General features: G+C 67.6%; 24 protein-coding genes and 1 pseudogene. 11 read left to right on the top strand and 14 right to left on the bottom strand.

Annotation, left to right across the window (positions count from 1 at the left end; translation table 11 throughout):
* The first annotated feature begins 136 nt into the window (after positions 1–136).
* Positions 137–2,152, top strand: coding sequence for a peptidase (locus AC1RIF_RS16050; RefSeq protein WP_492602324.1), 2,016 nt, complete (start codon positions 137–139; stop codon positions 2,150–2,152).
* 73 nt (positions 2,153–2,225) lie between these two features.
* Here the strand turns inward: AC1RIF_RS16050 and smpB are convergent, their stop codons facing one another.
* The 6 genes from smpB to prfB all read right to left on the bottom strand — a co-directional run bounded on the left by smpB (position 2,226) and on the right by prfB (position 7,006).
* Positions 2,226–2,699: an SsrA-binding protein SmpB gene (gene smpB / locus AC1RIF_RS16055; protein ID WP_492602325.1), complete on the bottom strand. Its 474-nt coding sequence runs from the start codon at positions 2,697–2,699 to the stop codon at positions 2,226–2,228.
* A gap of 83 nt (positions 2,700–2,782) precedes the next feature.
* A complete protein-coding gene (ftsX, locus tag AC1RIF_RS16060; protein ID WP_492602326.1) occupies positions 2,783–3,688 on the bottom strand; it encodes a permease-like cell division protein FtsX in 906 nt (301 codons plus the stop codon).
* 60 nt (positions 3,689–3,748) lie between these two features.
* Positions 3,749–4,438 (bottom strand): cell division ATP-binding protein FtsE, encoded by a 690-nt coding sequence (ftsE, locus tag AC1RIF_RS16065; RefSeq protein ID WP_492602327.1) that lies wholly within the window; start codon positions 4,436–4,438, stop codon positions 3,749–3,751.
* A 65-nt stretch (positions 4,439–4,503) separates the two neighbouring features.
* Positions 4,504–4,995, bottom strand: coding sequence for an Rv3103c transmembrane domain-containing protein (locus AC1RIF_RS16070; RefSeq protein WP_492602328.1), 492 nt, complete (start codon positions 4,993–4,995; stop codon positions 4,504–4,506).
* The gene (locus AC1RIF_RS16075; protein WP_492602329.1) at positions 4,992–5,897 is read right to left on the bottom strand and encodes a mechanosensitive ion channel family protein; all 906 of its coding nucleotides are present in this window, start codon (positions 5,895–5,897) and stop codon (positions 4,992–4,994) included. Before AC1RIF_RS16075 ends, AC1RIF_RS16070 begins: the two co-directional genes overlap by 4 nt.
* A 5-nt stretch (positions 5,898–5,902) precedes the next feature.
* Positions 5,903–7,006: a peptide chain release factor 2 gene (prfB, locus tag AC1RIF_RS16080; protein WP_492602330.1), complete on the bottom strand. Its 1,104-nt coding sequence runs from the start codon at positions 7,004–7,006 to the stop codon at positions 5,903–5,905.
* Between the two features lie 304 nt (positions 7,007–7,310).
* On the opposite strand from prfB, the gene AC1RIF_RS16085 reads away from it, so the two are divergent.
* The 5 genes from AC1RIF_RS16085 (at position 7,311) to AC1RIF_RS16105 (ending at position 12,089) form a co-directional block, all read left to right on the top strand.
* On the top strand, positions 7,311–8,360 hold the full coding sequence (locus AC1RIF_RS16085; RefSeq protein WP_492602331.1) for an ABC transporter substrate-binding protein: 1,050 nt from the start codon (positions 7,311–7,313) through the stop codon (positions 8,358–8,360).
* Positions 8,357–9,184: an ABC transporter permease gene (locus AC1RIF_RS16090; protein WP_492602332.1), complete on the top strand. Its 828-nt coding sequence runs from the start codon at positions 8,357–8,359 to the stop codon at positions 9,182–9,184. Before AC1RIF_RS16085 ends, AC1RIF_RS16090 begins: the two co-directional genes overlap by 4 nt.
* Positions 9,184–9,984 carry an ABC transporter permease gene (locus AC1RIF_RS16095; protein ID WP_492602333.1) on the top strand — a complete coding sequence of 267 codons (801 nt, stop codon included), beginning with the start codon at positions 9,184–9,186 and terminating at the stop codon, positions 9,982–9,984. Before AC1RIF_RS16090 ends, AC1RIF_RS16095 begins: the two co-directional genes overlap by 1 nt.
* Positions 9,984–11,024 (top strand): ABC transporter ATP-binding protein, encoded by a 1,041-nt coding sequence (locus tag AC1RIF_RS16100; protein ID WP_492602334.1) that lies wholly within the window; start codon positions 9,984–9,986, stop codon positions 11,022–11,024. The genes AC1RIF_RS16095 and AC1RIF_RS16100 overlap by 1 nt, the downstream gene beginning before the upstream one ends.
* 69 nt (positions 11,025–11,093) lie before the next feature.
* Positions 11,094–12,089, top strand: coding sequence for an Lrp/AsnC family transcriptional regulator (locus AC1RIF_RS16105; protein WP_492602335.1), 996 nt, complete (start codon positions 11,094–11,096; stop codon positions 12,087–12,089).
* 210 nt (positions 12,090–12,299) lie between these two features.
* Here AC1RIF_RS16105 and AC1RIF_RS16110 read toward each other — a convergent pair whose 3' ends face one another.
* From AC1RIF_RS16110 to AC1RIF_RS16120, 3 genes are read right to left on the bottom strand one after another with little or no spacing between them, the layout of a single operon-like run.
* Positions 12,300–12,773: a DUF3830 family protein gene (locus AC1RIF_RS16110; protein ID WP_492602336.1), complete on the bottom strand. Its 474-nt coding sequence runs from the start codon at positions 12,771–12,773 to the stop codon at positions 12,300–12,302.
* Positions 12,774–12,817: 44 nt separating this feature from the next.
* Positions 12,818–13,558: a gamma-glutamyl-gamma-aminobutyrate hydrolase family protein gene (locus tag AC1RIF_RS16115; RefSeq protein ID WP_492602337.1), complete on the bottom strand. Its 741-nt coding sequence runs from the start codon at positions 13,556–13,558 to the stop codon at positions 12,818–12,820.
* Positions 13,551–15,050: an aldehyde dehydrogenase family protein gene (locus tag AC1RIF_RS16120; protein ID WP_492602338.1), complete on the bottom strand. Its 1,500-nt coding sequence runs from the start codon at positions 15,048–15,050 to the stop codon at positions 13,551–13,553. Before AC1RIF_RS16120 ends, AC1RIF_RS16115 begins: the two co-directional genes overlap by 8 nt.
* A 186-nt stretch (positions 15,051–15,236) precedes the next feature.
* Here AC1RIF_RS16120 and hisN point away from each other — a divergent pair, with 186 nt between their 5' ends.
* Positions 15,237–16,019, top strand: coding sequence for a histidinol-phosphatase (hisN, locus tag AC1RIF_RS16125; protein ID WP_492602339.1), 783 nt, complete (start codon positions 15,237–15,239; stop codon positions 16,017–16,019).
* Between the two features lie 116 nt (positions 16,020–16,135).
* Positions 16,136–16,462: a hypothetical protein gene (locus AC1RIF_RS16130; protein WP_492602385.1), complete on the top strand. Its 327-nt coding sequence runs from the start codon at positions 16,136–16,138 to the stop codon at positions 16,460–16,462.
* Here AC1RIF_RS16130 and AC1RIF_RS16135 read toward each other — a convergent pair.
* The 3 genes from AC1RIF_RS16135 to AC1RIF_RS16145 all read right to left on the bottom strand — a co-directional run bounded on the left by AC1RIF_RS16135 (position 16,446) and on the right by AC1RIF_RS16145 (position 19,687).
* Positions 16,446–17,939, bottom strand: a complete 1,494-nt coding sequence (locus AC1RIF_RS16135; protein WP_492602340.1) for a DUF4153 domain-containing protein — start codon at positions 17,937–17,939, stop codon at positions 16,446–16,448. The genes AC1RIF_RS16130 and AC1RIF_RS16135 overlap by 17 nt on opposite strands.
* 99 nt (positions 17,940–18,038) lie before the next feature.
* The gene (locus AC1RIF_RS16140; RefSeq protein WP_492602341.1) at positions 18,039–19,034 is read right to left on the bottom strand and encodes a HAMP domain-containing sensor histidine kinase; all 996 of its coding nucleotides are present in this window, start codon (positions 19,032–19,034) and stop codon (positions 18,039–18,041) included.
* Entirely contained in the window at positions 19,031–19,687 is a 657-nt protein-coding gene (locus tag AC1RIF_RS16145; protein ID WP_492602386.1) for a response regulator, read from the bottom strand. Before AC1RIF_RS16145 ends, AC1RIF_RS16140 begins: the two co-directional genes overlap by 4 nt.
* Positions 19,688–19,908: 221 nt before the next feature.
* On the opposite strand from AC1RIF_RS16145, the gene AC1RIF_RS16150 reads away from it, so the two are divergent.
* Complete coding sequence (locus AC1RIF_RS16150) at positions 19,909–21,318, top strand: acyl-CoA dehydrogenase family protein (protein WP_492602342.1); 1,410 nt, start codon at positions 19,909–19,911, stop codon at positions 21,316–21,318.
* Positions 21,319–21,361: 43 nt separating this feature from the next.
* Positions 21,362–22,582, top strand: a complete 1,221-nt coding sequence (locus AC1RIF_RS16155) for an acyl-CoA dehydrogenase family protein (protein ID WP_492602343.1) — start codon at positions 21,362–21,364, stop codon at positions 22,580–22,582.
* 72 nt (positions 22,583–22,654) lie between these two features.
* On the opposite strand, the gene AC1RIF_RS16160 is transcribed toward AC1RIF_RS16155, so the two are convergent.
* Both AC1RIF_RS16160 and AC1RIF_RS16165 read right to left on the bottom strand, forming a co-directional pair.
* Positions 22,655–22,873 carry a hypothetical protein gene (locus AC1RIF_RS16160; protein WP_492602344.1) on the bottom strand — a complete coding sequence of 73 codons (219 nt, stop codon included), beginning with the start codon at positions 22,871–22,873 and terminating at the stop codon, positions 22,655–22,657.
* A gap of 103 nt (positions 22,874–22,976) precedes the next feature.
* Positions 22,977–23,279: an alkylmercury lyase gene (locus AC1RIF_RS16165; RefSeq protein ID WP_492602345.1), complete on the bottom strand. Its 303-nt coding sequence runs from the start codon at positions 23,277–23,279 to the stop codon at positions 22,977–22,979.
* 233 nt (positions 23,280–23,512) lie between these two features.
* Between AC1RIF_RS16165 and AC1RIF_RS16170 the strand changes: the two are divergent.
* Positions 23,513–24,054: pseudogene (locus AC1RIF_RS16170) on the top strand (polyketide synthase); the annotation flags it as partial.

The following is a 24,054-nucleotide window of genomic DNA, read 5'->3' on the forward strand; positions in this document are numbered from 1 at the left end:
ACAGCTGGACGGTCGTTCAGGTTGCCCTAGCCTGCTCGCCAGACAGCCGACGCCTGCGCTCGTGAGGGGACCTCCGCCGATGAAAACCCGAATCAGATTCGTTCGACGGAGGGCCGTACCGCTGCTCGCTGCCGCCGTGGCACTCACCGTGGCCGGCGCCGCGGTGGCGATCTCCGTGCCCCTGTCGCCGAACCCGACGGAGCCCGGACCGCCCACCGATCCCGTCTACGGGCTCGCGGGTGGCTGCTACACACTCGCCTCCGACGTCTCCCCCGGATTCGTCACACGCGACGGTGACGGGTTCCGGACCGGCGCCGACGCCGGGGCCGCCGCACGCTTCCGGATGCAGGCCGCGCAGCTGGGCCGCTACCTGTTCTTCGGCGCCGACACCGCGATGATCGCCGGCGAATCCGGGCGGGCGTTCGCGTCGCCGCAGGCCACTCCCGCCGCAGACTGGTCACTGACCTTCACCGACGGCGCCTACACCGCGACAGCGGTCACGACCGGCAAGCAGTTGAGTGTGGGCCGTAGCGACGGTCGCCTGACCGTCACCGATCCCGGCGTCGACCCCGAGGCCGGACGCTTCCGTCTCGCCGCCACCGACGGCTGCGCCGACTTCCCCGAGGCGGAGGTCAACACCACCGGTGTGCCCGTCGGCGCGACCTCGGACGGCGAGGTACGGGGATTCATCGACGCACACGTCCATATGAACGCCAACGAGTTCATCGGCGGCAGCATCCGCTGCGGCGAGCCGTACTCCCCGCTGGGTGTCACCGTCGCGCTGCAGGACTGCGAGGACCACAAGCCGGACGGGCTGCCCGCGCTGCTCGAGAACGTGCTGTCCCACGGCAACCCGTTCGAGTCGCACGACACCACGATGTGGCCGAGCTTCGCCGACGTCCCGTCGTTCGATTCGATGACGCACGAGCAGATGTACTACCGCTGGGTCGAGCGCGCGTGGCGTGGAGGTCTGCGGATCTTCACGAACCTGCTCGTCTCCAATCGTGTGCTGTGCGAGCTGTATCCGCTGCGCAGCAACCCGTGCGACGAGATGGAGACCGTCCGGATCGAGGCCCGGCAGGCCCGCGAGATCCAGGACTACGTCGACGCACAGTACGGCGGGCCGGGTCGCGGCTGGTTCCGGATCGTCGACTCCCCGCAGCAGGCTCGCGAGGTGGCGGCGTCGGGCAAGCTGGCCGTCACGCTCGGCATGGAGATCTCCGAGCCGTTCGGGTGCGGCCTGTCGGCCGGCGTTCCGCAGTGCACCGAGCAGGACATCGACGCCGGACTCGACGAGCTGTACGCGATGGGTGTGCGGCAGGTGATCCTGACCCACAAGTTCGACAACGCTTTCGGCGGTGTGCGTTTCGACCAAGGACTGACCGGCACCGCGGTCAACATCGGCAACTTCATCGGCACCGGGGAGTTCTGGAAGGCCGAGCAGTGCACCGGCGTCGCCACCGACAACCCGATCGGCAACGTCGGCGACGACGTCGTCGAGCTGGCGAAGTCACTGCCGCCGGGTGTCACGGTGCCCGTGTATCCGGAGGGTGACGTCTGCAACGTCCGGGACCTGACGCCGCTGGGCGAGTATGCGATCCGGGCCATGATGCAGCGCGGCATGATCGTCGACATCGACCACATGAGCGTCAAGACCGCCGATTCGGCGCTGCGGATCCTCGAGGACGCCGGGTACTCGGGCGTGGTCTCGAGCCACGGCTGGACCGACCCGTCGAACTACCCGCGGATCTACAAGCTCGGCGGGTTCGTGGCGTCGTATGCGGGTCCGTCGGAGAACTTCGTGAAGGAGTGGCGTGAGGCCCGGCAGGGTCGCGACGACGACTACTACTTCGGCTACGGCTACGGCGCCGACACGAACGGCTTCGGGTCGCAGCCGTCGCCGCACAAGGACGGCGTGCGTGGCGTCGAGTACCCGTACACGACGTTCGACGGCGGCACGGTGATGGATCAGCAGCGGGCCGGCACCCGCACGTTCGACTTCAACACCGACGGCATGGCGCAGTACGGCCTGATCCCCGACTGGATCGAGGACATGCGGGTGTACGCCGGCGACGACGGAGCGCAGTTCATGGACGACATGTCCCGCGGCGCCGAGGCGTACCTGCAGATGTGGGAGCGGGTCGCGAAGTAGAGCCGACGCAGAACGACGGTGGCCGCCTTCCCTGAGGGAGGCGGCCACCGTCGTCAGTTCACGGACCAGTCGGTCAGCGCATGCCCTTGACGCGACGCCCCAGCTCGCGGGTCACCTCGCGCTCGGCGGTGCGGCGGGCCAGATCCTGACGCTTGTCGTAGTCCTGCTTGCCCTTCGCGAGCGCGAGCTCGACCTTCACCTTGCCGTCGGAGAAGTACATCGACAACGGCACCAGCGTCTGGTTGCCCTCGCGGGTCTTGCCCACCAGGTGCTCGATCTCGCGCTTGTGCAGCAGCAGCTTGCGGGTGCGCCGCGGCGAGTGGTTGGTCCACGTGCCCTGCGTGTACTCGGGGATGTGCAGTGCGCGCAGCCACACCTCGCCGTCGTCGACGGTGGCGAACGCGTCCACCAGCGACGCCTTGCCCTCACGCAGGCTCTTCACCTCGGTGCCGACCAGTGCCACGCCGGCCTCGTAGGTGTCGATGATGGTGTAGTTGTGTCGCGCCTTGCGGTTGGTCGCGATGACCTTGCGGCCCTTCTCTTTCACGTGCGGGCCCTCACAGTCCTCGTTCCGCCGAAACTCTTCGTACCGCTCCAGCATAGGAGCTTGCGCAAGCCGATAACGCCGCACTACTCCCGGACGTACAGGCGCAGTGCGATGTACGCGGTGATCGCGGCCATTCCGGCGCCGACGATGACGACGAACGGCGACACCAGCAACACGTCGCTGTTGGAGATCCGGGCGACGATGTTGGCGTCGTAGATGTCGCCGAGGACGTCGTCGATGAACATGTTCTTGGCGGTGAACAGCCCGACGATCGCCAGTGCCGAGCCGATCAGGGAGGCGACCACGGCCTCGAGCAGGAACGGCAGCTGCGTGTACCAGCGGGTGGCGCCGACCAGGCGCATGATGCCGACCTCGGTGCGGCGGGTGAGCGCGGCCACCTGAACCATGTTGGCGATCAGGAAGATCGCGGCGATGGCCTGCACGACGGCGATCGCGAACGCCGCGTTGCGGACACCACCGAGGACACTGAACAGGCGGTCGACCAGCTCACGCTGATTGAGGATGCTCTCGATGCCGGGCCGCGCCGAGAACTCGTCGTTGATGACGCCGAAACGCTCCGGATCGCTGAGCTTGACCTTGAACGAGGCCGGGAAGCTCTCCGGGCTCACGAGGGACGCCAGTTCCGGGTTGTCCTTGAACACCCGGTCGGTGGCGTCGGCGACAGCGTCGTCGCGGTTGAGGTACTGCACCGAGACCACCGAGTCGGTGTTCTCGAGATCACTGCGGATACCGCGGCAGATGTCCGCCGCACAGTCCGGGTCGGACGCGGAGATGTCGTCGGTGAGGAACAACTGCACCTCGACACGGTCCAGGAAGATCTGCTGGGTCTTGTCGGCCATCTGCACGACCAGCAGACCGCCACCGAACAGGCCCAGCGAGATCGCGGTCGTCAGGATCATCGCGACGGTCATCGTGATGTTGCGGCGCAGGCCGGTCAGGACCTCGCTGAAAATGAAACTGGCACGCATCGGAGAATCGCAGTCCTTGAGTCGTCTGATCGAGAGGGGCGGCGGGTGTGTCGGCGCGGCCTAGCGGCCCACGGCGTACACGCCTCTCGCTTCGTCGCGCACCACCTTGCCGAGGTCGAGTTCGACGACGCGCCGGCGCATCGAGTCGACGATGTGGTGGTCGTGCGTCGCCATGAGCACAGTGGTGCCGGTGCGATTGATCCGCTCGAGCAGCAGCATGATGTCGGCGCTGGTGTCCGGGTCGAGGTTGCCGGTGGGCTCGTCGGCGAGCAGGACCAGCGGCCGGTTCACGAACGCGCGGGCGATCGCGACGCGCTGCTGCTCACCGCCCGACAGTTCGTTCGGCAGCCGGTCGGCCTTGCCGGACAGCCCGACCAGGTCGAGGACCTCGGGGACGGTGCGCTCGATCATCGAACGCGACTTGCCGATCACCTCGAGCGCGAACGCGACGTTCTGCGACACCGTCTTGTTCTGCAGCAGCCGGAAGTCCTGGAAGACGTATCCGACGCTCTGGCGCAGCTTCGGCACCCGGCGACCCGACAGCTTGTTGACGTGGAAGTCGGCGACGTAGATGTCCCCGGAGCTGGGAGTCTCCTCCTTGAGCAGGAGCTGCATGAACGTGCTTTTGCCCGAGCCCGACGGCCCGATCAGGAACACGAACTCGCCCTTGTCGATCTCGACGCTCACCTTGTCCAGGGCGGGCCTGGTGGAGGCCTTGTAGAACTTGGAGACATCCTTGACGCTGATCACGGGAAGTCAGTCTAGCCGTTATCGAACAGTGACCTTGGGTAACGACGCGCACCGATCGGAGCGGATCAGCCCTGCGGCGTGGGCGCCGTGGTCGTCACCTCGTCGGACGGGGCCGACTCGGGCTCCTGAGACTGCTGAGGGGCCGGGGGCTGCGTGGTCGTCGTCTGTTGCGGCGTCCTGGACGTGGTCGTGCCACGGTCGACGCCCGGTGTCGTGGTCGACGTTCCCGATTGCTCACCCGGACGCGGACTTCCACTCGGAGTGCTCGTCGAGGTGGAGGTGGAGGTCTCCGACGGCGGCGTCGTGGTGGTGGTGGACGTCTCGGTCTGTGAGGAGGATTTCTCAGCGGGCACCGGTGCGACGTACGGCAGCTGATCGCCGACCGTGGGGACCGGGCCGGTGGAGGCGCTGTCGGGCTCCGGGTTCAGATAGGCGTTGAGCACTGCCAGACCCAGCCACAGCAGACACATGACGACCGTCGTCGTGCGCATCCGGCCGCCGAAGAGTTTGCGGGGAATCCGCTTCCACAGCAGCGACATCTTCTCCTGCGGGCTCATTCGTCGTCACCTCCACCCACGGAATCGGTTTCGAGTTCGGCCGCGACCGTGATCCCGGCGCGGCGCAGCGCCGTCACGACCCGCACACGCAGCGCTCGACCCACCTGGAACTGCTTGCCCGGCAGGGTGCGGGCCACCATGCGGACGCTCACCTGATCCACCGCGAGGCTCTCGACGCCCATCACCGACGGGGTGTCGAGCAGCAGTGGCCGCAGTCCCGCGTCCTCGTACGCATCGACGCCGACGCGGTGCAGGATGTCGTTGACGCGATTGATGTCGGCGGCCGCCGGGATCGGCACGTCCACCACGGCGCGCGCCCAGTCCTTCGACAGGTTGACCGCCTTGACGATCTGCCCGTTGGGAACGGTGATGACCTCGCCGTCGGCATTGCGCATCCGGGTCACCCGCAGTGTCACGTCCTCGATGACACCCTCGGCGTCCGTGGCCGAACCGGTGATGGCGATCTGCACGGTGTCACCGAACCCGTACTGCCGCTCGGTGATGATGAAGAATCCGGCGAGGATGTCCTGCACCACACGCTGTGCACCGAAGCCGAGCGCGGCGCCGAGCACCGTCGCCGGCGCGACGAGGCTACCGAGCGGCATGTCCAGCAGGCCGAGGACCTTCACCGTCGCGATCACGTAAATGATCGTGATCACCACCCATGTGATGACCTGCGCCACCGAGTGCCGGTGCTTGGTGGCCTCGGAGCGGACCAGCGCGTCGCCCTGCTGGTAGTTGTCGTCGATCCGCTGCGTGATCCGGCCGCCCGCCCAGTTCACGAAGCGGGCAAGGATCAGCGCGCCGAGCACCGTCAGGGCAATCGAGAGGCCGGTCGATCCCAGCCAGGTGCCCAGACGATTCAGCGGTTCGAATTTCAGAGCGAGGGTGGTGGTCTGCATACGTCCTAGGCTTGGGTTTCGCTCATCCGCCAGCGGATGCCGGCCTCGATGAATCCGTCGATTTCACCGTCGAGCACTGCCGACGGGTTGTTGACCTCGTACTCGGTACGTAGGTCCTTGACCATCTGGTACGGGTGCAGCACGTACGAGCGCATCTGGTTGCCCCACGAGCTGCCGCCGTCGCCCTTGAGCGCATCCATCTCGGCGCGCTCTTCCTGACGCTTGCGCTCGAGCAGCTTGGCCTGCAGCACCCGCATCGCGGACACCTTGTTCTGCAGCTGCGACTTCTCGTTCTGACACGTCACGACGATGCCGGTGGGCACGTGCGTCAGGCGCACCGCGGAGTCGGTGGTGTTCACCGACTGACCACCCGGGCCGGACGAGCGGTACACGTCGACACGGACGTCGTTCTCGTCGATGTCGATGTGGTCGGTGGTCTCGACGACGGGCAGCACCTCGACCTCGGCGAACGAGGTCTGGCGGCGGCCCTGGTTGTCGAACGGGCTGATGCGGACGAGACGGTGCGTGCCCATCTCGATCGACATGGTGCCGTAGCTGTAGGGCGCCTTGACCGCGAAGGTGGCGCTCTTGATGCCGGCCTCTTCGGCGTAGGAGGTGTCGTAGACCTCGACGCCGTAGCCGCGCTTCTCGGCCCAGCGGATGTACATGCGCATGAGCATCTCGGCCCAGTCCGCCGCGTCGACGCCGCCGGCGCCGGCGCGGATGTTGACGAGCGCGTCACGCTGGTCGTACTCGCCCGACAGCATGGTCTTGACTTCCATCGCCTCGATGTCGGTGCGCAGCTGCGCACGCTCGGTGTGGGCGTCGGCGATCGCGTCGGCGCCCTCCTCCTCGGCGAGCTCGTACAGCACGGCCATGTCGTCGAGGCGCGAACGCAACTCCTCGACGCGGCGCAGCTCCGCCTGGGCGTGGGACAGCTGGCTGGTGACCTGCTGCGCATGCTCCTGGTCGTTCCACAGCTCGGGATCGGACGCCTGGTGCTCGAGTTCGTCGATGCGGCGGCGCAGCTCCTCGACGTCGAGAACCTTCTCGACCGTGGTCAGAGTGGTGTCGAGCTCGTGGAGGTCAGCGGAAACGTCAGGATGCACAGTTATCCAGGCTACCGGGTCGATCACGGTGACATCTCTGCGACCGCAATCACACGAGCCTCCGCGCCGGACCCCGCGTCGCCGATTCGGCGAGCCGGAGGCCCCCATGATCATCTCGAGGTCGTTTGTCGGCGAATTTGAGTGACTATCCGTCAGACGATTGTCTAGATTCTCCACTCTATTGCGCATATCTGGCGAATATGCGACACTCAACCGAATCGTGGCCTGGGTCACAGGCCCGAAGGGCCTCACCATCGGCCGCGTCGACTTGCTCCGACGCCCCAACCCACATTCAGGAAGTCAGATGAAACGTCGTCTTGCCCTCGCCGCAATCGCCCTCGCAGTGGGCGCCTCCGCCTCCTTGACCGCCTGCACGCCCGGAACGTCGTCGGCATCCGAACTCGTCGTCACCACCTTCGGCGGCGAGTGGCAGAAGAACTTCACCGACGCCGTCGTGAAGCCGTTCGAGAAGGAACACAACGTCACGATCAAGCAGGTGACGTTGTACAGCTCGGACGCGCTCGCTCAACTCCAGGCCCAGAAGTCGAGTCCGCAGATGGACGTCGTCTTCTTCTCCGGTGGTCAGGAGACGGTGGCCGCGAAGGACGGACTGCTCGCGCCGATCGACCCGTCCGCCCTCACCAACGTTCCCGATCTGATCTCCCAGGCGGCCACCGGCCTGGCCGACGGACAGGGTCCGGTGGTTCAGATCACACCGATGGGGCTGCTGTACCGCACGGACAAGATCGACGAGCCCACCTCGTGGAACGACGCCTTCAACCCGGATTACCGGCAGCATGTGGCGTTCACCGACCTGTCCAACAGCTACGGCACCCTCGGGATGTTGATGGTCAACGGCACCCGCGGCGGGACGATCGAGAACGTCAGCCCCGGTATCGACGCGATCGGCCAGTCGGCCCGTGCCGGCGACGCCATCATCACCAAGACGTCGTCCGACCTGCAGCAGGCCTTCGCGGCCCGCGACATCTGGCTGGCCCCGTACTCGCAGGACTACGCGGAGACGCTGCGCAAGGCCGGACAGCCCGTCGGCTTCACGATGCCCAAGGAGGGCACGACCGGATCGTTCATCACCGCCAACGTCGTTGCCGGGCGCCCCAACACCGATCTCGCCACGAAGTTCATCGACTACGCACTCAGCGCGGGCGCTCAGGAGAAGTTCGTCACCGGCATGGCCTACTCGCCCGTGAACACCAAGGCCGTCGTGCCGGCAGAGATGCAGTCCAAGGTCCTCTCGGGTCCGACGCTGGAGAAGCTGGTCCGGTTCGATCCCGCGCAGATCACCGGGAACGCGGCGGCGTGGCAGAACCAGTGGCAGGAGCAGATCACACGATGAGGAAGCGCTCCGCGGAACCCTGGCTGTTGGTGCTGCCGCTGATTGCGTTGCTTCTCATCGCATTCGTGATCCCCGTCGCCAGAACGCTTCTGGCCAGTTTCACCACAGACTCCGCCGGGTTCACCCTCAGCAACTTCACCAGGTTCTTCGGGTCGTCGGTCTCCCTCGGCGCATCGGAGCGGTCGCTCCGGATGGCATTCATCCAGACGATCGTCTCGGTCGTGATCGCTGTACCGCTGGCGTACATCATGGCCGGGCTCTCCGCGAGAGCGCGGGCCTTCATGATGATCGCGACGATTCTTCCGCTGATGACCAGCGTCGTCATCCGGACGTTCGGCTGGGTCATCCTCATGGGCCCGTCGGGTCCGCTGGCGAAGATCCCGGGTTTCCTGGAGCTGAGCCAGGCTCGGCAAGGTCTGCTGGGAACCGAACTCGGCGTGAACATCGCCATGATCCAGGTGCTGGTGCCGTTCGCGGTCCTCTCCGTCCTCGGTGTCATCAACGGGATCGACGGACGGCTCCGCGAAGCGTCCCGAACCATGGGTGCGGGCTTCGTCGGAACCTTCCGACACGTGATACTGCCGCTCGCGCTACCGGGCATCGTCTCCGGCGCCACACTGTGCTTCGCGCTGTCGATCAGTTCGTTCATCACACCGAACCTCATTGGTGGAGCGCAGCTTCCGGTCATCGCCGGATTCATCTACCACGACGCGACGGTCAGCAATGACATTCCCTTCGCCGCGACGCAGGCAGTGCTGATCCTGGCGGTCGTCGTCATCACGATCGCCGCGACCAATCGAATTGCGAACGCGAGGATGAAATAGTGGTTCGATCAACTCCGCTTCCGTTGAGGATCGCCGGCAAGGTGTTCCTCATCCTCATCGCGCTGTTCATGCTGGCCCCGCTCGCGGTGGTGGTAGGAGCTGCGTTCAACTCGGACCAGTTCCTCGCTTTCCCACCCGAGGGCCTCAGCTTCGAGTGGTTCACGGCCGCGTTGGCCGACACCACGTACACGTATCCGTTCCTCTTCAGCCTCCAGGTCGCCCTGATCGCTGCGGTGGGTGCGGGTGCGGTGGGGACGGCGTTCGCCATCGGGATTGCACGACACAAGGTTCCCGGTGCAGGTGCACTGCAGTCGTTCGCCCTGTCCCCCCTGACGATGCCGAGCATCATCTTCGCGATCGGCATCCTCCAGACCGTGTCCCAACTACTGGGTGGATCCTCCCCCTGGGTCCTGATGCTCGCGCACGTCGTCATCACCGTCCCGTACGTCGTCCGGACGGTCCTCGGCGTGATCGCCCGGTCCGACGGGTTCACGGAAGAGGCCGTTCGGGTGATGGGCGCCAGTTGGTGGCAACGCTATTGGCACGTACTGCTGCCGATGTGCCGCCCCGGAATCATCGCCGGCGCCTTCCTGGCCTTCATCGTCTCCTTCGACGACGCGGTCATCGCGCTGTTCCTCCGGACGCCGCAGCTCCAAACCCTCCCCCTCGCCATCTACGGGCAGCTCGAGTTCAGCGCGTCGCCGACGGTTGCAGCCGTCTCGACCCTCTCGATGGCCCTCACCGCGGTTTCAATCCTGGCGATCGAGAAGATCGTCGGTCTCGGAAAGGTCTTCAGCTAATGGCCGATCTCACCATCGCCGACGTTCACAAGACATTCGGGGACGTAAAGGTACTGAAGGGCATCGACATCCACGCGAAGTCGGGCAGCTTCGTGTCCCTGCTCGGTTCCAGTGGCTGCGGCAAGTCGACACTACTGCGCTGCATCGCGGGTCTGGAGACCGTCGACTCCGGATCCATCTCGGTGGGTGGAGAGGACGTCACCGACCTCCCGCCGGAGGATCGCCTGCTCAGCATGATGTTCCAGAGCTACGCCCTGCTTCCGCACATGAGCGTGCTCGAGAATGTGCGCTTCCCGCTCCGGATGCGTGGAAAGCAGTACGGGTCCCGCGCCGCACAGCGTGACCTCGCCGTGCGGGCACTCGAGCAGGTCCAGATGGATCACCTGGCGTCACGCATGCCCCGGCAACTGTCCGGTGGCCAGCAGCAGCGCGTGGCACTGGCACGGGCCATCGTCGGAGGCCCGCGACTGATCCTGCTCGACGAGCCGCTGTCGAATCTCGATGCACGTCTTCGTGAGGACATGCAGGTGGAACTGGTGTCACTGCAACGGAGCCTGGGCGTGACCACCATCTTCGTCACGCACGACCAGGACGAAGCGCTCAGCATGTCCGACCAGGTCATCCTGATGCAGGGTGGCGTCGTCGAGCAGGCCGGCACGCCCGAGGATCTCTACGCGAATCCGGGGACGCGCTTCGCCGCCGACTTCCTGGGTGCAGCGAATCTCCTCGAGGTCGTCGGGGCCCCGAACCAGCGCGCATCGGTGGGAGACGCCATGGTGCCGGCCCCGGAGAGTTTCGGTGGTGAAGCGCTGCTGATGGTCCGGCAGGAGGACGTTCGGATCGACGCACCGGACGGCTGCGACGCCCATCTGACCGCGGTGGTCAAGTCCCGCGTCTTCCGTGGAAGCGAACTGCTGCTCGTCCTGGACGCAGCGGGACAGGAACTTCGGGCCGTCGCCCCGACGTCGACGGTCGCGTACCCGGACGGTGAGGTGACGGTTTCCTGGCAGAGCGCCCAGAGCCGGATCCTGGCGAAATAGCGGCGGCGACATGGTTACACTGTGTAATTCTCTTCCCGCACAGAAATTCTCACGCGAAGGCTGCAGACCATGAGTCAGAAGGGCAATGACACGGGCGACACCGATCGGCTCATTGCGAGCGCACTACAGGTCAACGGGCGTGCCTCGTGGGAGGCCATCAGCCGCGTCATCGACCTTCCGTCGCGGACCGTGATGCGACGCGGACAGCATCTGCTCGACACGGGGTGCGTGCGGGTGTCCACGTACGTCGATGCGAACAAGCTGCTCCACGCACGGGGTGTGCTCATTCGCCTCGGAACCGAGATCGACCAGGTGACCCAGGTGGCGCAGCGGGTCGCGGCGCTGCCGGGCGCGTCCTCGGTGTCCATCCTCGAGGGATCGGGCGACATCGTGGCTCTCGTTCTCGTGGAAAGCGCCGAGGCACACCAGGTACTGCTGCTGCAGACACTTCCGGCCATCGCCGGCCTGCGGTCGTTCGAGGTCAGTACCGTCCTGAGGTCCTACCGGATGGGCTTGGACTGGCACGCCGGGATTCTGCCCGCCGAGCAGGTCGATGCCCTTCGCAAGTCCGCACCCTGGCACTCGCCGTCGACCAGTTCCACGCCGGTGGTTCTCGACGCTGTCGATCAGAACCTGATCGATCAGCTGAGCAACGACGGCCGGGCAACGATCTCGATGCTCGCGCAGGACGCCGGAATCAACGCTCAGACCGTCCGCCGCCGGCTCGACACGCTGTTCGGGGTCGGTGTACTCAGGGTTCGTACCGAGGTGACGCCCGCGTTCTTCGGCTACAAGGTCGAGGCGATGCTGTGGCTGCACATCCATGGCGGCGACATCGAGAGCATCGGGTGCTCGCTCGCCACGCATCCGTCCGTCCGATACTGCGCGGCGATCACCGGTCACGCCGGCCTGATGGTCGACGGGCTGTTCACCGACGAGGAGACGCTGTTCGACTTCCAGAACAGCGTCATCGGATCCCTTCCGACAGTGGAGATTGCCGAGTCCAGGGTGGTACTCAAGGCCGTTCGACGCGGTCCGTTGTTCGTCGACAACGTCGTGGCCTGACCTCGGGCTCGGCGATCCAGGCGCCGCACCACACGAGATGTGGTGCGGCGCTTCTGTGTGCGCTCCGTCCGCTCCGTCCGCGGCTGGCCGGCCATGCGGAGCGGGAAACCGTACGACCGAACCCTGGATCGGGCCGAGTGTCCAGACAGACGAAAGGGGCCCTGCCCGCCGACTTCGTCGGCGACGGGCAGGGCCCCTTCGGCTTGGGTGCTACTCGACGCGACCGATGGTGAGCTTCTTCAGTCCGGTGATACGGATGTCGGCCGAGGCCTTCGCGAAGTCCGCGAGTCCTTCGGTGACGGTGGCGAACACGTTGACGGGGGTCCATCCGAGCGGACCGAAGGTGCGCACGCCGGGGGCGTAGCAGACACCGACCTCGTACCACTCGAACGGCAGGCCGCCCATCTGCATCGGACGCTGGTAGTACCACAGGACGTCACCGACGCCCGGGATGACCTGCTGGTTCTCGAACGGGACGGCCTCCGGGTCGAAGTTCTGTGCCTCCTCGGGAAGACCGGTCATCACCTCCGGGCCCGCGTACATCGCGTGCATCGCATCGACGGTCACGGGCTTGACCAGCGCACCCCACAACGCCTCGCACGTCTTCGGTGCCAGGTCCAGATGCATGGTGGCGATGGCACGCGGGCCGTTCTCGTATTCGAAGAAGAGCTTCTGCTCGGTCACGGGGGTTCCTCTTTCTGTTCGGTGCATACTTCGGTGTTGCGTCATCAGGTGCTGTGTCGGTAGGTCTTGACGGCCTCGACGAACGGTGCGACGAACTGTTCCTGTTCGGCCAACTCGTCGGCGCCGCACATCTTCTCGGGGTGCCACTGGACGCCCGCGGCGTACCAGTCGGTGGTCGACTCGATCGCTTCGATGGTCCCGTCCGCGGCCGTCGCGGTCACCGCGAAACCTTCCGGACAGTGCGAGATCGCCTGCTGGTGAATCGAATTGACATTCATCCTCGAGACGACCGCAACCGGCGCCACCGGCCGCCGCACGAGTTCGATCTCGTGCCGGTGGTCGAGCTGGGCATCGGCGTCGAGCCCGTACGGGTGCAGGTCCCGAGGCACGGGCAGATCGACCACCCGGCTGCCGTGGAGGGCCGCGAGCAGTTGCATGCCCCGGCAGATGCCGAAGACCGGCAGTCCGAGGTCTCGTGCGGCCCCGACGAGCGCACGTTCGGTCACGTCACGGGTGGTGGCGTCGGGTGGGACACCGGCGTCCTCGCCGCGGGCGATCCACTCGCCCACGTCCTCTCCCCCGGACAGCACGAGCCCGCTGACGTGCGAGAGCAACGCGGTGGCGTCGTCGTCGGTGCATTCCGGTACGAGGATCACCGACAGGCCCTGGGCGGTGAAGAACCGGACGTACTCGGTACCCACGGTGAACAGGTCGGTGCGCTCGCCCAGGTAGGTGGGGAGATCTCGCCGCCATGTCGTGATGGCGATCAGGGGACGGTCAGCCATCGAGCTTCATCCAGATCGAAGTGGTGTCGGTGTACTTGTGCAATGCGTCGGCGCCCTTGTCACGCCCGAAACCGCTCTCCTTCACGCCACCGAAGGGCAGTCGCATGTCGCCCTCCTCGTAGCAGTTCACCCAGATGACCCCGGCCTTCACGGCACGGGTGACTCGGTGGATGGCGGCCACATCGCTGCCCCATACCGAGGCTGCGAGCCCGTATCGGGTGTCGTTGGCGACGTGGATCGCCTCGGCTTCGCTACGGACGCGGATGATCGCGAGGACCGGTCCGAAGACCTCCTCCTGCGCGATCCGGGAATCTGGGTCGACGTGATCGAGGACGACGGGAGCGAAGTATGCGCCCCCCTCGAGACCGTCCACGACGGTGCGCCGCGGGCTGCCGGCGGCCAGGGTGGCGCCTTGCTCGAGCGCATCCGCCACCTTCGCCTCGATGCCCGCCACCGCGCCGTCACTGACGATGGCGCCGAAGGCGGTGCCGGGGTCCAGCGGGTCGCGCGGCTGCAACGCGGCCGCGACCTCGCACGCCGCGGCGACGGCCTCGTCGGCGTTGTCCTCGAACACGATCAGTCGCGACGAGGCACTGCACATCTGGCCCTGGTTGAAGAACGCGTTCTCGGCGGCGCTGGCCGCGGCGGCGCGGATGTCGGCGTCGGGCAGCACGATCGTGGCGGACTTGCCGCCGAGCTCCGGCCAGACCCGCTTACCGTTCGATTCGGCGCTGTACTTCATGAACGCGCGCCCGACGGCGGGCGATCCGGTGAATGTCAGGACATCGACGTCGGGATGTCGGCCGAGCGCCTGACCGGCGTCCCGACCCAGTCCGTTCACCACGTTCAGCACACCGGCCGGCAGTCCGGCCTGTCCGGCCAGCTCCGCCAGTCGCAGTGCCGAGAACGGCGTCTGCTCGGACGGCTTCACGACCACCGAGTTGCCCGCGAGCAGTGCGGGTGCAAGCTTCCAGGCCGTCATCGTGAGCGGGAAGTTCCACGGAACCACGGCCGCAACCACGCCGGCCGGGGCCTCGACCGAGTACGCCAGCACCGACTCCTCGTGGGCGATCAGCTTGTCGGAGAGCTTGTCGGCGAGTTCGCCGTACCACCTGATGCACTTCTCGACCGCAGCGAGCTCCACGTTGAGTGCCTGAGACACCGGCTTACCCATCTCGAGCGAGATGATGGTGGCCAGTTCCTGGGCGTTCTCCCCGACGAGGAGGGCCCACTTCTTCAGGACCTCGCCCCGCTCGCGCGCCGGAGCGGTGGCCCAGCCCGACGCCCGGAAGGCCGATCGGGCGACGTAGACGGCGAGGTCGACGTGCATCTGGTCGCCCGCCTGCAGCACCCCGATCGACCGGCCGTCGCGGGGCGAGATGACCGGCACGCTCTCGGCGCCGTCCAGCGACACGAGCTGCCCACCGATGTAGGCACCCTCGAGCCGCTTCACATCCTGCATCGCGCCGTGCGCAGGTGAGCTGAGCGACATGTAACCGTCCCTTCGACGACCGCGGATTGTGGCTTCCGCCACGATTCGGGTTCAAGAGTGTCACATCCGCCAATGTTCGGCAATCAGTAGTTCATATTCGTCATGGATTGCCGCTTGCGCGTTCGAATCCGCCTACCGTGTTCGCGGGCGGCCACCTCCCGCGGTGCGCCGGTAGGCTCTGCGGTCGTGACTGCACGCGCCGCCGACCTGACTCTCGCCCGCCGCATCGCCGCCGAGGCGGACGCCATCACCCGCGCCCGGTTCGGCGCGCTGGACCTGAAGGTGGACTCCAAGCCCGATCTCACCCCGGTATCGGATGCGGACCTCGCGGTGGAACGAGCGGTGCGCGCGACGCTGGCGGCGGAACGCCCCGACGACGCGGTGCTGGGCGAGGAGTTCGGTGGGGACGCGAAGTTCGAGGGTCGCCAGTGGGTGATCGACCCCATCGACGGCACCAAGAATTTCGTGCGCGGCGTCCCGGTGTGGGCCAGCCTCATCGCGCTGCTCGAGGACGGCGTCCCTGTCGTCGGTGTCGTGAGCGCGCCTGCACTGAACCGGCGATGGTGGGCGTCGGCCGGCGAGGGCGCGTGGGCGTCGTACGACGGCGGCGACGCCCGACGGCTGTCGGTGTCGGCGGTAGGCGACCTGGCGTCGTCGAGCCTGGCGTTCTCGTCGTTGTCCGGGTGGAAGGAACGCGGTATCCGCGATCAGTTCGTCGACCTCACCGACGACGTGTGGCGCATCCGCGGCTACGGCGACTTCTTCTCCTACTGCCTGCTCGCCGAGGGCACGCTCGAGATCGCGGCCGAGCCCGAGGTGTCACTGTGGGACCTGGCGCCGCTGGACCTGTTGGTCCGCGAGGCGGGCGGACGCTTCACGAGCCTCGAGGGCGCCGACGGCCCCCACGGTGGCAGTGCCGTGGCCACCAACGGCCTGCTACACGACGAGGTCCTGGCCCGCCTCCGCTGATTCCGCCGCGTCTTGCGCACTCATCGGTGCGATTCGGGCTCCGCCGACACCGATAAGTGCGCAAACGCGGGAAGGCAGATCCAGCACAGACACGAGTAGTGACGGGAGTGACCGGGATGGACGCCGACGAGGTCGACTTCGCCCACACCGATCAGGCGAGCCGCAAGCGCCGGGAGAAGGCCCTGGAGCTGGCACGGTTCGTGTGGGACCGCGCGATCACCGGCGCCGAACTGCTGAACCTGCCCGACGATCGGCTGCGCAAGCTGGCCCGGGCGGCCGGCGCGAACCCGCCCAGTACCCGCGAGACGTGGACGGTCGCGGCGGAACTGGTCGACGAGAAATCCCGCTGGGCCCAGGGACATCCCGACGACCCGCGCGCCGTCCCCACGCACGCCGACGAGAAGATCATGTGGGTCAAGCCGCCCATCACCCCATGGAATTGAGGTTGCACGGGCCCACCGGCCGCTCGCGCAGGATCTCCCGTGCCCGCGTCCGGGCGACGTTGTAGTCGAACCAACCCGACTCGGCCGGAACGCCGATACCGATCAGCGCGCACGAGCGCACGGGTTCCGGCAGCCGATCGAGCGCGGGGACGGCGTCGACGGACAGTCCGCGCAGGTAGGCGATATCGATGCCGTCACCGGCCGCGTACCGCTGGACGTTCCGCTCGGCGATGTGGGCGTCGGGGTTCAGTGCGACGAATCCGAGCAGGCCGATCGCGGCCGACGCCAGCACCGCCCGCGGCAGCCACCGCCCCGACATCCGGATCCCCGCTACCAGCAGCAGCACGAACACCGCGCCCAGCCACAGCTCGGTCGCCATCACACTCAGCCGGAGCCGGGTGAATCCGAACTCGTTCTCGTACAGCGACATCCGGTGCACCGCCGACGCCACGACCACGAGGCTCAGTGCGCACAGCAGTCCGAGCACCACCCGGGCGAGTCTCCGGTCGCCCGCACGCCGTCGGTCCACCTTGCGGACCGCGACGGCGACGACGAGCAACGTCAGGACGGTGACGGCCGCGAGCTGCCAGAAGCCCTGCCGCGCATAGTTCGCGTAGGTCAGGCCGACGGTGTCCTGGACGTGCCGGTCACCACCGAAGAGCACGCGCACCTGGACGGCGACGAAGCCCGCGAACAGCACATCGAGCAGCGCGAGTGGCACCGCCCATTCCCAACGTGCGATCGGGTGACCCGGCGCCGGCGCGAGGGCGTCGAACCGCGGGGTGCGCCGCCGCAGATACGCCGCCGCCAGTGCCACGGCCGTCACGCCGAGACCTACGAGCAGGCGCCCGACGGGATTGTCGACCCGCACATCGGGCATCGCGGCGTCGAACAGCCTGCCGAACTCGGGGTCCGCACTGACGAACAGCCACCCGAAGACCGCCACCAGTACGACGCTGATCGCGCTCACCGCCAACACCCGACCGGGTTTGATCCCGCGGCCGGTCCGCAGCCGCTCGCGCCCCCGCCGCACCCAGCCGAACACCCGGACCGGGGTGAACCACAGGGCGAGCGACCCGAGTGCGAGCCCCGTCCACGTCCAGCCCCCGACCAACGCGACCGATCCCACGATCCAACTCGCCACCACGCACAGTGCCACCAGCCAGTCGGCGCCGCGGACCGCAGCCACCGCGAGCAGGGCGAGGGAGCCGGACACCGCGACGAGCTGCAGCGGCGTCGGGCGCGGCCGCACGGACGCGAACGCCGTGACCGCGACCGACACTCCGGTCAGGAGGTACGCGATGCTCGCCACCGCAACCTGCAACGTCAGCGTCGCGATCGCGCCCGCGGACAACGCGGCCACCAGGGCAGCGCGGGGCGCCATCGACGTCCGGTCGCGCCGCCACACGTCGCGGTGCCAGTGCCACAGGTCGTCGCGAGGGACGAACTCCGGCGGGATCAGGGTCGGTGCGGTCATCGTGTCCTCCTCGTCTGCGCCCGGCCGACGATGGGCAGGCGTCATCGCGGGGCCGGCCGGAAGCTCGGGCCCCGAAGGGATGTCGATCGTGATCTGTGGCTAGGTCTGGGGCAGCGCGACGCGGATGCAGCAGCCGGACGTGGTATCGAGGACCTCGATTCGGCCGGCGTGCAGATCCACCGCCCAGCGCGCGATCGCCAGACCCAGGCCGGTCCCGCCGTCCTGGGCGCCGCCGCGCGCGAAGCGTTCGAACACCCGGGATCGATCCGCCGCGGGGATGCCCGGGCCGTCGTCGTGGACGTCGAGGATCAGTTCACCCCCGTGCGGATCGGCGCGGACCCGGATCCGGATCCGCACGGGGGCGTCCTGCGAACCGTGCCTGGCCGCGTTGTCGACGAGGTTCGCGATCACCTGGTGCAGCCGAGCGGTGTCGGCCACGGCCCGCAGCCCGGTCGGCGAGACGTCCACGTCCACCCGCAGCGGACGCGCCGGGCTCGACGCCTGCCGGATCACCTCGTCCAGGAAGGGCTCGACCGCGAAGGAGCTCTGCTCCAACGGAACCGCACCGCCCTCGATCCTCGACAAGTCCAGCAGGTCGGCAACCAGACCGCCGAGACGCTCGGTCTGCGCCAGCGCGGACCGCATGGTGGTCTCGTCGGGTGACTCGACGCCGTCGACCACGTTCTCGAGGACCGCCTGCAGCGCCGCGATGGGTGTGCGTAGTTCGTGCGAGACGTTGCCGATCAGTTCCCGGCGGTATCGGTCCTCGGCCTCGAGATCCTCGGCCATCTGGTTGAACGCCGTGGCCAGTTGCCCGATCTCGTCCCGGGACGTGGACCGCACCCGACGCGAATAGTCGCCGGTGGCCATCGCTTTCGCGGCGGCGGTCATCTCCCGCAGCGGCGAGGTCATGCCGTGCGCGAGCACCTGCGTCACCACCAGTGCCGCGACGAGAGCCGACAGGAGCGCGAACCGGAACTGCCACTGCGAGGTGGCCCAGAACGTCAGCGCCGCGAGCAGCAGCGAGGCGACCACGAGCAGACCGGTCTTGACCTTGAACGAACGCAGCGGGTCGAGCGGGCGGGGCCAGTTCATCGCGGTACCTCGAGCGCGTACCCGACACCGTGCACGGTACGGATCACGTCGCCACCGAGTTTGCGGCGCAACGCCTTCACGTGGCTGTCGACGGTCCGGCGGCTCGCGCCGTCGCCCCATCCCCACACCTGCTCGAGCAGGGTCTCCCGGGCGATCGCCGCACGCGGCCGCGACGCGAGGTGCGCCAACAGATCGAACTCGGTGCGCGTGAGGTGCACCTCGACGCCCGCCGCGCGGACCGAGCGGGCGCTGAGGTCGATCGAGACGTCCCCGAGTACCAGTAGGTCCGACTCCACCACCCGGTCGGCGCGGCGCAGCAGCGCGGCGACCCGAGCGACCAGCACCCGCATGCTGAACGGCTTGCTCAGGTAGTCGTCGGCGCCCACCCCGAGCCCGATCACCATGTCGGTCTCGTCGGCCCGCGCCGTCAGCATCAGCACCGGTACCGCGCGGGACGCCTGGATGCGCCGGCACACCTCGAGCCCGTCGAAGCCGGGCAGCATGACGTCGAGCACCACGAGGTCGGGGCACGATGCGTCGCACTCGGCGACCGCGGTGGGCCCGTCGAACGCGGTCCGCACGTCGTAGCCCTCCGCCCGCAGCCGCGCGGCGATCGATTCGGAGATCGTGCGCTCGTCGTCGACGACGAGCACTCTTCGCTGGCTACCCAGGTCGCGATTGGTCACGGATTCGACTGTATTTCGCGGTTGTGGGGATGCCCGGGAGGAGTTGTGAAGGTTGTGTGCAGGTTTCTTCTCCCCGCCCCGACCCCCCGCCGACCGATTTGTGAGACTAGTCACTTTCGGTATTGACTCGACTTCGTTTCTTACTCCGGAGTAAGGTAGGGGCGTCCGAGACCGAACACCGAGAAATGGTGACCATGAGCAAGCAAGACGTTGTGAAGACGAACGGCGCCAAGCGTGAGCCCCGCGACACCTCGGCGGTCGGCTTGAACCCGGTCAAGCGCGACGCCATGGGCGCCGCGATGCGCGTACTGACCCGGATCACGGGATCCGACCTGGCCGAGAAGTACAACCTGCGGCAGACCATCGACCGCGTCACGTACGAGGGCACCAGAACCGGCTTCAAGACCCTCGGTGCGGCGACCCGCACGTTCAACCGGGTCTCCGGCGGCGGCGCCCCCAAGCGCCTGCCCGACGGTGCCACCAAGAACGCCGGCTACTTCGATCTGACGCCGAACGACGAGCAGAAGATGATCGTCGAGACCGTGCGCGAGTTCTCGGCCGAGATCCTGCGCCCGGCCGCGCACGACGCCGACGAGGCCGCCGCGGCTCCGGCGGATCTGCTGAAGCGCTCCGCCGAACTCGGCATCACGCTCATCAACATCCCCGAGGAGTTCGAGGGTGTCGCCTCCGAGCGCGGCGCGGTCACGAACGCGCTCGTCGCCGAGGCCCTCGCGCACGGCGACATGGGTCTGGCGCTGCCGATCCTCGCGCCCAGCGGCGTGGCCGTCGCACTCACCCAGTGGGGCACCGACGAGCAGCAGAAGACGTATCTGCCCGCGTTCGCCGGCGAGAACGTGCCCGCCGCCGCCGTGGTGGTGAGCGAGCCGCGCGCGCTGTTCGACCCATTCGCGCTGCAGACCAAGGCCGTCCGGTCCCCCAGCGGCTACCGACTCAACGGCGTCAAGTCGCTGGTGCCCGCGGCCGGCTCGGCGGAGCTGTTCGTCGTGGCCGCCGAGCTCGACGGCCGTCCGGCGTTCTTCCTGGTCGAGTCCGACACCAAGGGCCTGGTGGTGGAGGCGGATCCGAGCATGGGTCTGCGCGCCGCGGGTCTGGGCCGGCTGATCCTCACCGACGTCGCGGTGCCCGAGTCCGCGATCCTCGGCGACGGCGACGCCGACCAGCGTGCGCGGGAGTACGCCGACGCCGTCCGTCTCGCCCGCCTGGGCTGGGCGTCGCTCGCGGTGGGCACCAGCCAAGCCGTGCTCGACTACGTGATCCCCTACGCCAACGAGCGGGAGGCGTTCGGCGAGCCGATCAGCCACCGCCAGGCCGTCGCATTCATGATCTCGAACATCGCGATCGAACTCGACAGCATGCGCCTGGTGACCCTGCGCGGCGCGTCCCGCGCGGAGCAGGGCCTGTCGTTCGCCCGCGAGGCGGCACTGGCCCGCAAGCTCGCATCCGACAAGGGCATGCAGATCGGCCTGGACGGCGTCCAGCTGCTCGGCGGCCACGGCTACACCAAGGAACACCCGGTGGAGCGCTGGTACCGCGACCTGCGAGCCATCGGCGTTGCCGAAGGCATCGTCCTCATCTGACGCCGACCCGATCCGTCGAATCTTTCGACTAGGAGACCTTTCGATGATCAATCTCGAACTTCCCAAGAAGCTGAAGGCCTCTGCGAACCAGGCGCATCAGGTCGCAGCGGAAATCTTCCGGCCCATCTCCCGCAAGTACGACCTGGCCGAGCACGAGTACCCCAAGGAACTCGACACCATGGCCGCCATGGTCGAAGGTCTCAACGACTCCGGCCAGGGCGCGTCCGGTGCGGCCCTGGGTCGCACCAGCGACCAGAACGGTGACGAGCCGAAGGTCATCGGCAACGCCAACGGCGGCAACATGGCGTCGCTGATGAACGTGATCGAGACCTGCTGGGGTGACGTCGGCCTGACGCTGTCGATCCCCTACCAGGGCCTCGGCAACTCGGCGATCGCCGCGGTCGCCACCGACGAGCAGCTCGAGCGTTTCGGCAAGGTGTGGGCCTCGATGGCCATCACCGAGCCCAGCTTCGGCTCCGACTCCGCCGCCGTCACCGCGACCGCGGTGCTGGACGGCGACGAGTGGGTCCTCAACGGCGAGAAGATCTTCGTCACGGCAGGTGAGCGTTCCTCGCACATCGTGGTGTGGGCCAGCGTCGACAAGAGCAAGGGCCGCGCGGCGATCAAGTCGTTCGTCGTCCCACGCGAGGCACCGGGGCTGAGCGTGGCCCGGCTCGAGCACAAGCTCGGCATCAAGGCATCCGACACCGCGGTGCTGCTGCTGCAGGACTGCCGGATTCCGAAGGACAACCTGCTCGGTAGCCCGGAAGTGAACGTGGAGAAGGGTTTCGCGGGCGTCATGCAGACGTTCGACAACACCCGCCCGATCGTCGCGGGCATGGCCGTGGGCCTGGGCCGTGCGGTACTCGAGGAGTTGCGCAGCATCCTGGAGGAGGCCGGCGTCGAGATCTCGTACGACACACCCGCCTACAACCAGCACGCCGCAGCCGCCGAGTTCCTGGCACTCGAGGCCGACTGGGAGGCGTCGTACCTGCTGGCCCTGCGTGCGGCGTGGATGGCCGACAACAAGAAGCCCAACTCGCTCGAGGCCTCGATGTCGAAGGCGAAAGCCGGACGCACCGGAACCGCGGTGTCGCTCAAGGCCGTCGAACTGGCCGGCAGCTACGGCTATTCGCAGCGCCCGCTGCTCGAGAAGTGGGCTCGCGACAGCAAGATCCTCGACATCTTCGAGGGCACCCAGCAGATCCAGCAGCTCATCATCGCCCGCCGACTGCTCGGCAAGAGCTCGGCCGAGCTCAAGTAGACTGCGCGCGAACGATACCCAAACGGTATCCGTGCCCCCACCGATCCGAGATCGGTGGGGGCACGGCCGTGTTCAGCGTGGGCGGAAGAGGAACGCCGCCGCACCGATACTCAGGGCTGTGAGGGTCGCGACGACCGCAGCGTCCAGAAGGGTTCCGTACACCCGGAACGCGACCAGCCCGGGCAGCACCGACAGCGAGGCGAAGAGCAGCGGCACCTTCAGCCGCCGTAGCCGACGGCGCAGATTCGGACGGCGGCGCTCACGGGCCGAACTGTACCGCGAATCAGACATTTTCCCCTTGGCCTCCCCGCCGCAGGCTAACACGACGGTTCACCGCGCAGGCTGAGCGCAGCTCCCGAGTCGAGGAATCGGCGACGGTTCCCGCCGCTGCCCGTCAACGACCGCGGAACACCTCGGCCAACTGCTCCACGGTCGGCACACCCGCGAGCCCGGACTCGGTCCGGTACACCCGGCACGCCAGGTCCGCGACCCGCGCCGCCGGAAACGGATCCACATCGTCGACCAGGATCGTCGGAGAACCCGCGAACTGCGATGCCGCAGCTTCCTCACTCGAGGCCAGCATCCGGTACTCGATGTCCACGCCCACCCTGCCCACGCTCGCCAGCGCCGCCAGGACTCGTTCGCCGGCCTCCAGCCAGTTCGGGCACGCATCGACATACAGGATCTCGACTTTCACACACTCATTGTGACCCGGCGACGGCACGAAAGCGATCAGCGCCGACTCTCCCGGACGCCGGCAGGCGCCTGTGCACCGAATCCGCGTACCGGCTCCGAAGCTGCACCCGGCGTGTCATGATCCACCCGTTCCGATCCGGCGCTGGGGGTGCGTCACGGAAGCTGTCGGGAACACGGCTGGGCCGACGCAGCACCTCGTCCAGGGTTCGGGCGTCGCGAGGAGGGGGAATCCGCATGACAGAAGGACAGATCACGAAGATCGGCGCACGGGTCGCACTGGCCGACGGGCGGTACGCGTGGGAGATGCCGGTATCGACATTCTCCGCCTTCGACGCTCTCGTCACGGACGTGGCCACCGAACTGTTCGCGACGGCGACCCTCGCTGCGGCACAGGCGCACGGCGACATACCGACGGCCGGCACCGTCACCGCAACCTTGTCACCACACCTGGGCGGGGCCTCGGTGCAGGTGCACTGCCGGCCGGGCGCGAGCGCCGAACTCCGTACCAACGCAGCTGGGTTCGCCCTGCTCTTCGAGGCCGTCATCGCGTCGGGCGAGGTGGTACCGGCACCGATCGTCACCGAACCGGCACCGCCTCGATCCAGTTCGCCGATGGACGAGCGTCCCGAGGTCGTCGAGACGTTCGGTGACCGGTGGGATCCGGAGAGCTCGCAGTCGCTCGAGGATCGGTTGACGATCATCGTCGCGGAGTCGATGGGGTATGCGCCGGAGGATCTGCCGGCGGAGATTCCGTTGATCGAGCTGGGTCTGGACTC

The organism is Prescottella sp. GW823-FHT02E09 (genome assembly GCF_058797375.1).

Excerpts from the sequence above, each read along its gene's own strand:
- ftsX (WP_492602326.1), bottom strand. The coding sequence starts at position 3,688 with ATGCGTGCCAGTTTCATTTTCAGCGAGGTCCTGACCGGCCTGCGCCGC.
- AC1RIF_RS16070 (WP_492602328.1), bottom strand. The coding sequence starts at position 4,995 with ATGAGCCCGCAGGAGAAGATGTCGCTGCTGTGGAAGCGGATTCCCCGC.
- AC1RIF_RS16075 (WP_492602329.1), bottom strand. The coding sequence starts at position 5,897 with ATGCAGACCACCACCCTCGCTCTGAAATTCGAACCGCTGAATCGTCTG.
- AC1RIF_RS16085 (WP_492602331.1), top strand. The coding sequence starts at position 7,311 with ATGAAACGTCGTCTTGCCCTCGCCGCAATCGCCCTCGCAGTGGGCGCC.
- AC1RIF_RS16090 (WP_492602332.1), top strand. The coding sequence starts at position 8,357 with ATGAGGAAGCGCTCCGCGGAACCCTGGCTGTTGGTGCTGCCGCTGATT.
- AC1RIF_RS16100 (WP_492602334.1), top strand. The coding sequence starts at position 9,984 with ATGGCCGATCTCACCATCGCCGACGTTCACAAGACATTCGGGGACGTA.
- AC1RIF_RS16105 (WP_492602335.1), top strand. The coding sequence starts at position 11,094 with ATGAGTCAGAAGGGCAATGACACGGGCGACACCGATCGGCTCATTGCG.
- AC1RIF_RS16115 (WP_492602337.1), bottom strand. The coding sequence starts at position 13,558 with ATGGCTGACCGTCCCCTGATCGCCATCACGACATGGCGGCGAGATCTC.
- AC1RIF_RS16120 (WP_492602338.1), bottom strand. The coding sequence starts at position 15,050 with ATGTCGCTCAGCTCACCTGCGCACGGCGCGATGCAGGATGTGAAGCGG.
- AC1RIF_RS16130 (WP_492602385.1), top strand. The coding sequence starts at position 16,136 with ATGGACGCCGACGAGGTCGACTTCGCCCACACCGATCAGGCGAGCCGC.
- AC1RIF_RS16135 (WP_492602340.1), bottom strand. The coding sequence starts at position 17,939 with ATGACCGCACCGACCCTGATCCCGCCGGAGTTCGTCCCTCGCGACGAC.
- AC1RIF_RS16140 (WP_492602341.1), bottom strand. The coding sequence starts at position 19,034 with ATGAACTGGCCCCGCCCGCTCGACCCGCTGCGTTCGTTCAAGGTCAAG.
- AC1RIF_RS16155 (WP_492602343.1), top strand. The coding sequence starts at position 21,362 with ATGATCAATCTCGAACTTCCCAAGAAGCTGAAGGCCTCTGCGAACCAG.
- AC1RIF_RS16160 (WP_492602344.1), bottom strand. The coding sequence starts at position 22,873 with ATGTCTGATTCGCGGTACAGTTCGGCCCGTGAGCGCCGCCGTCCGAAT.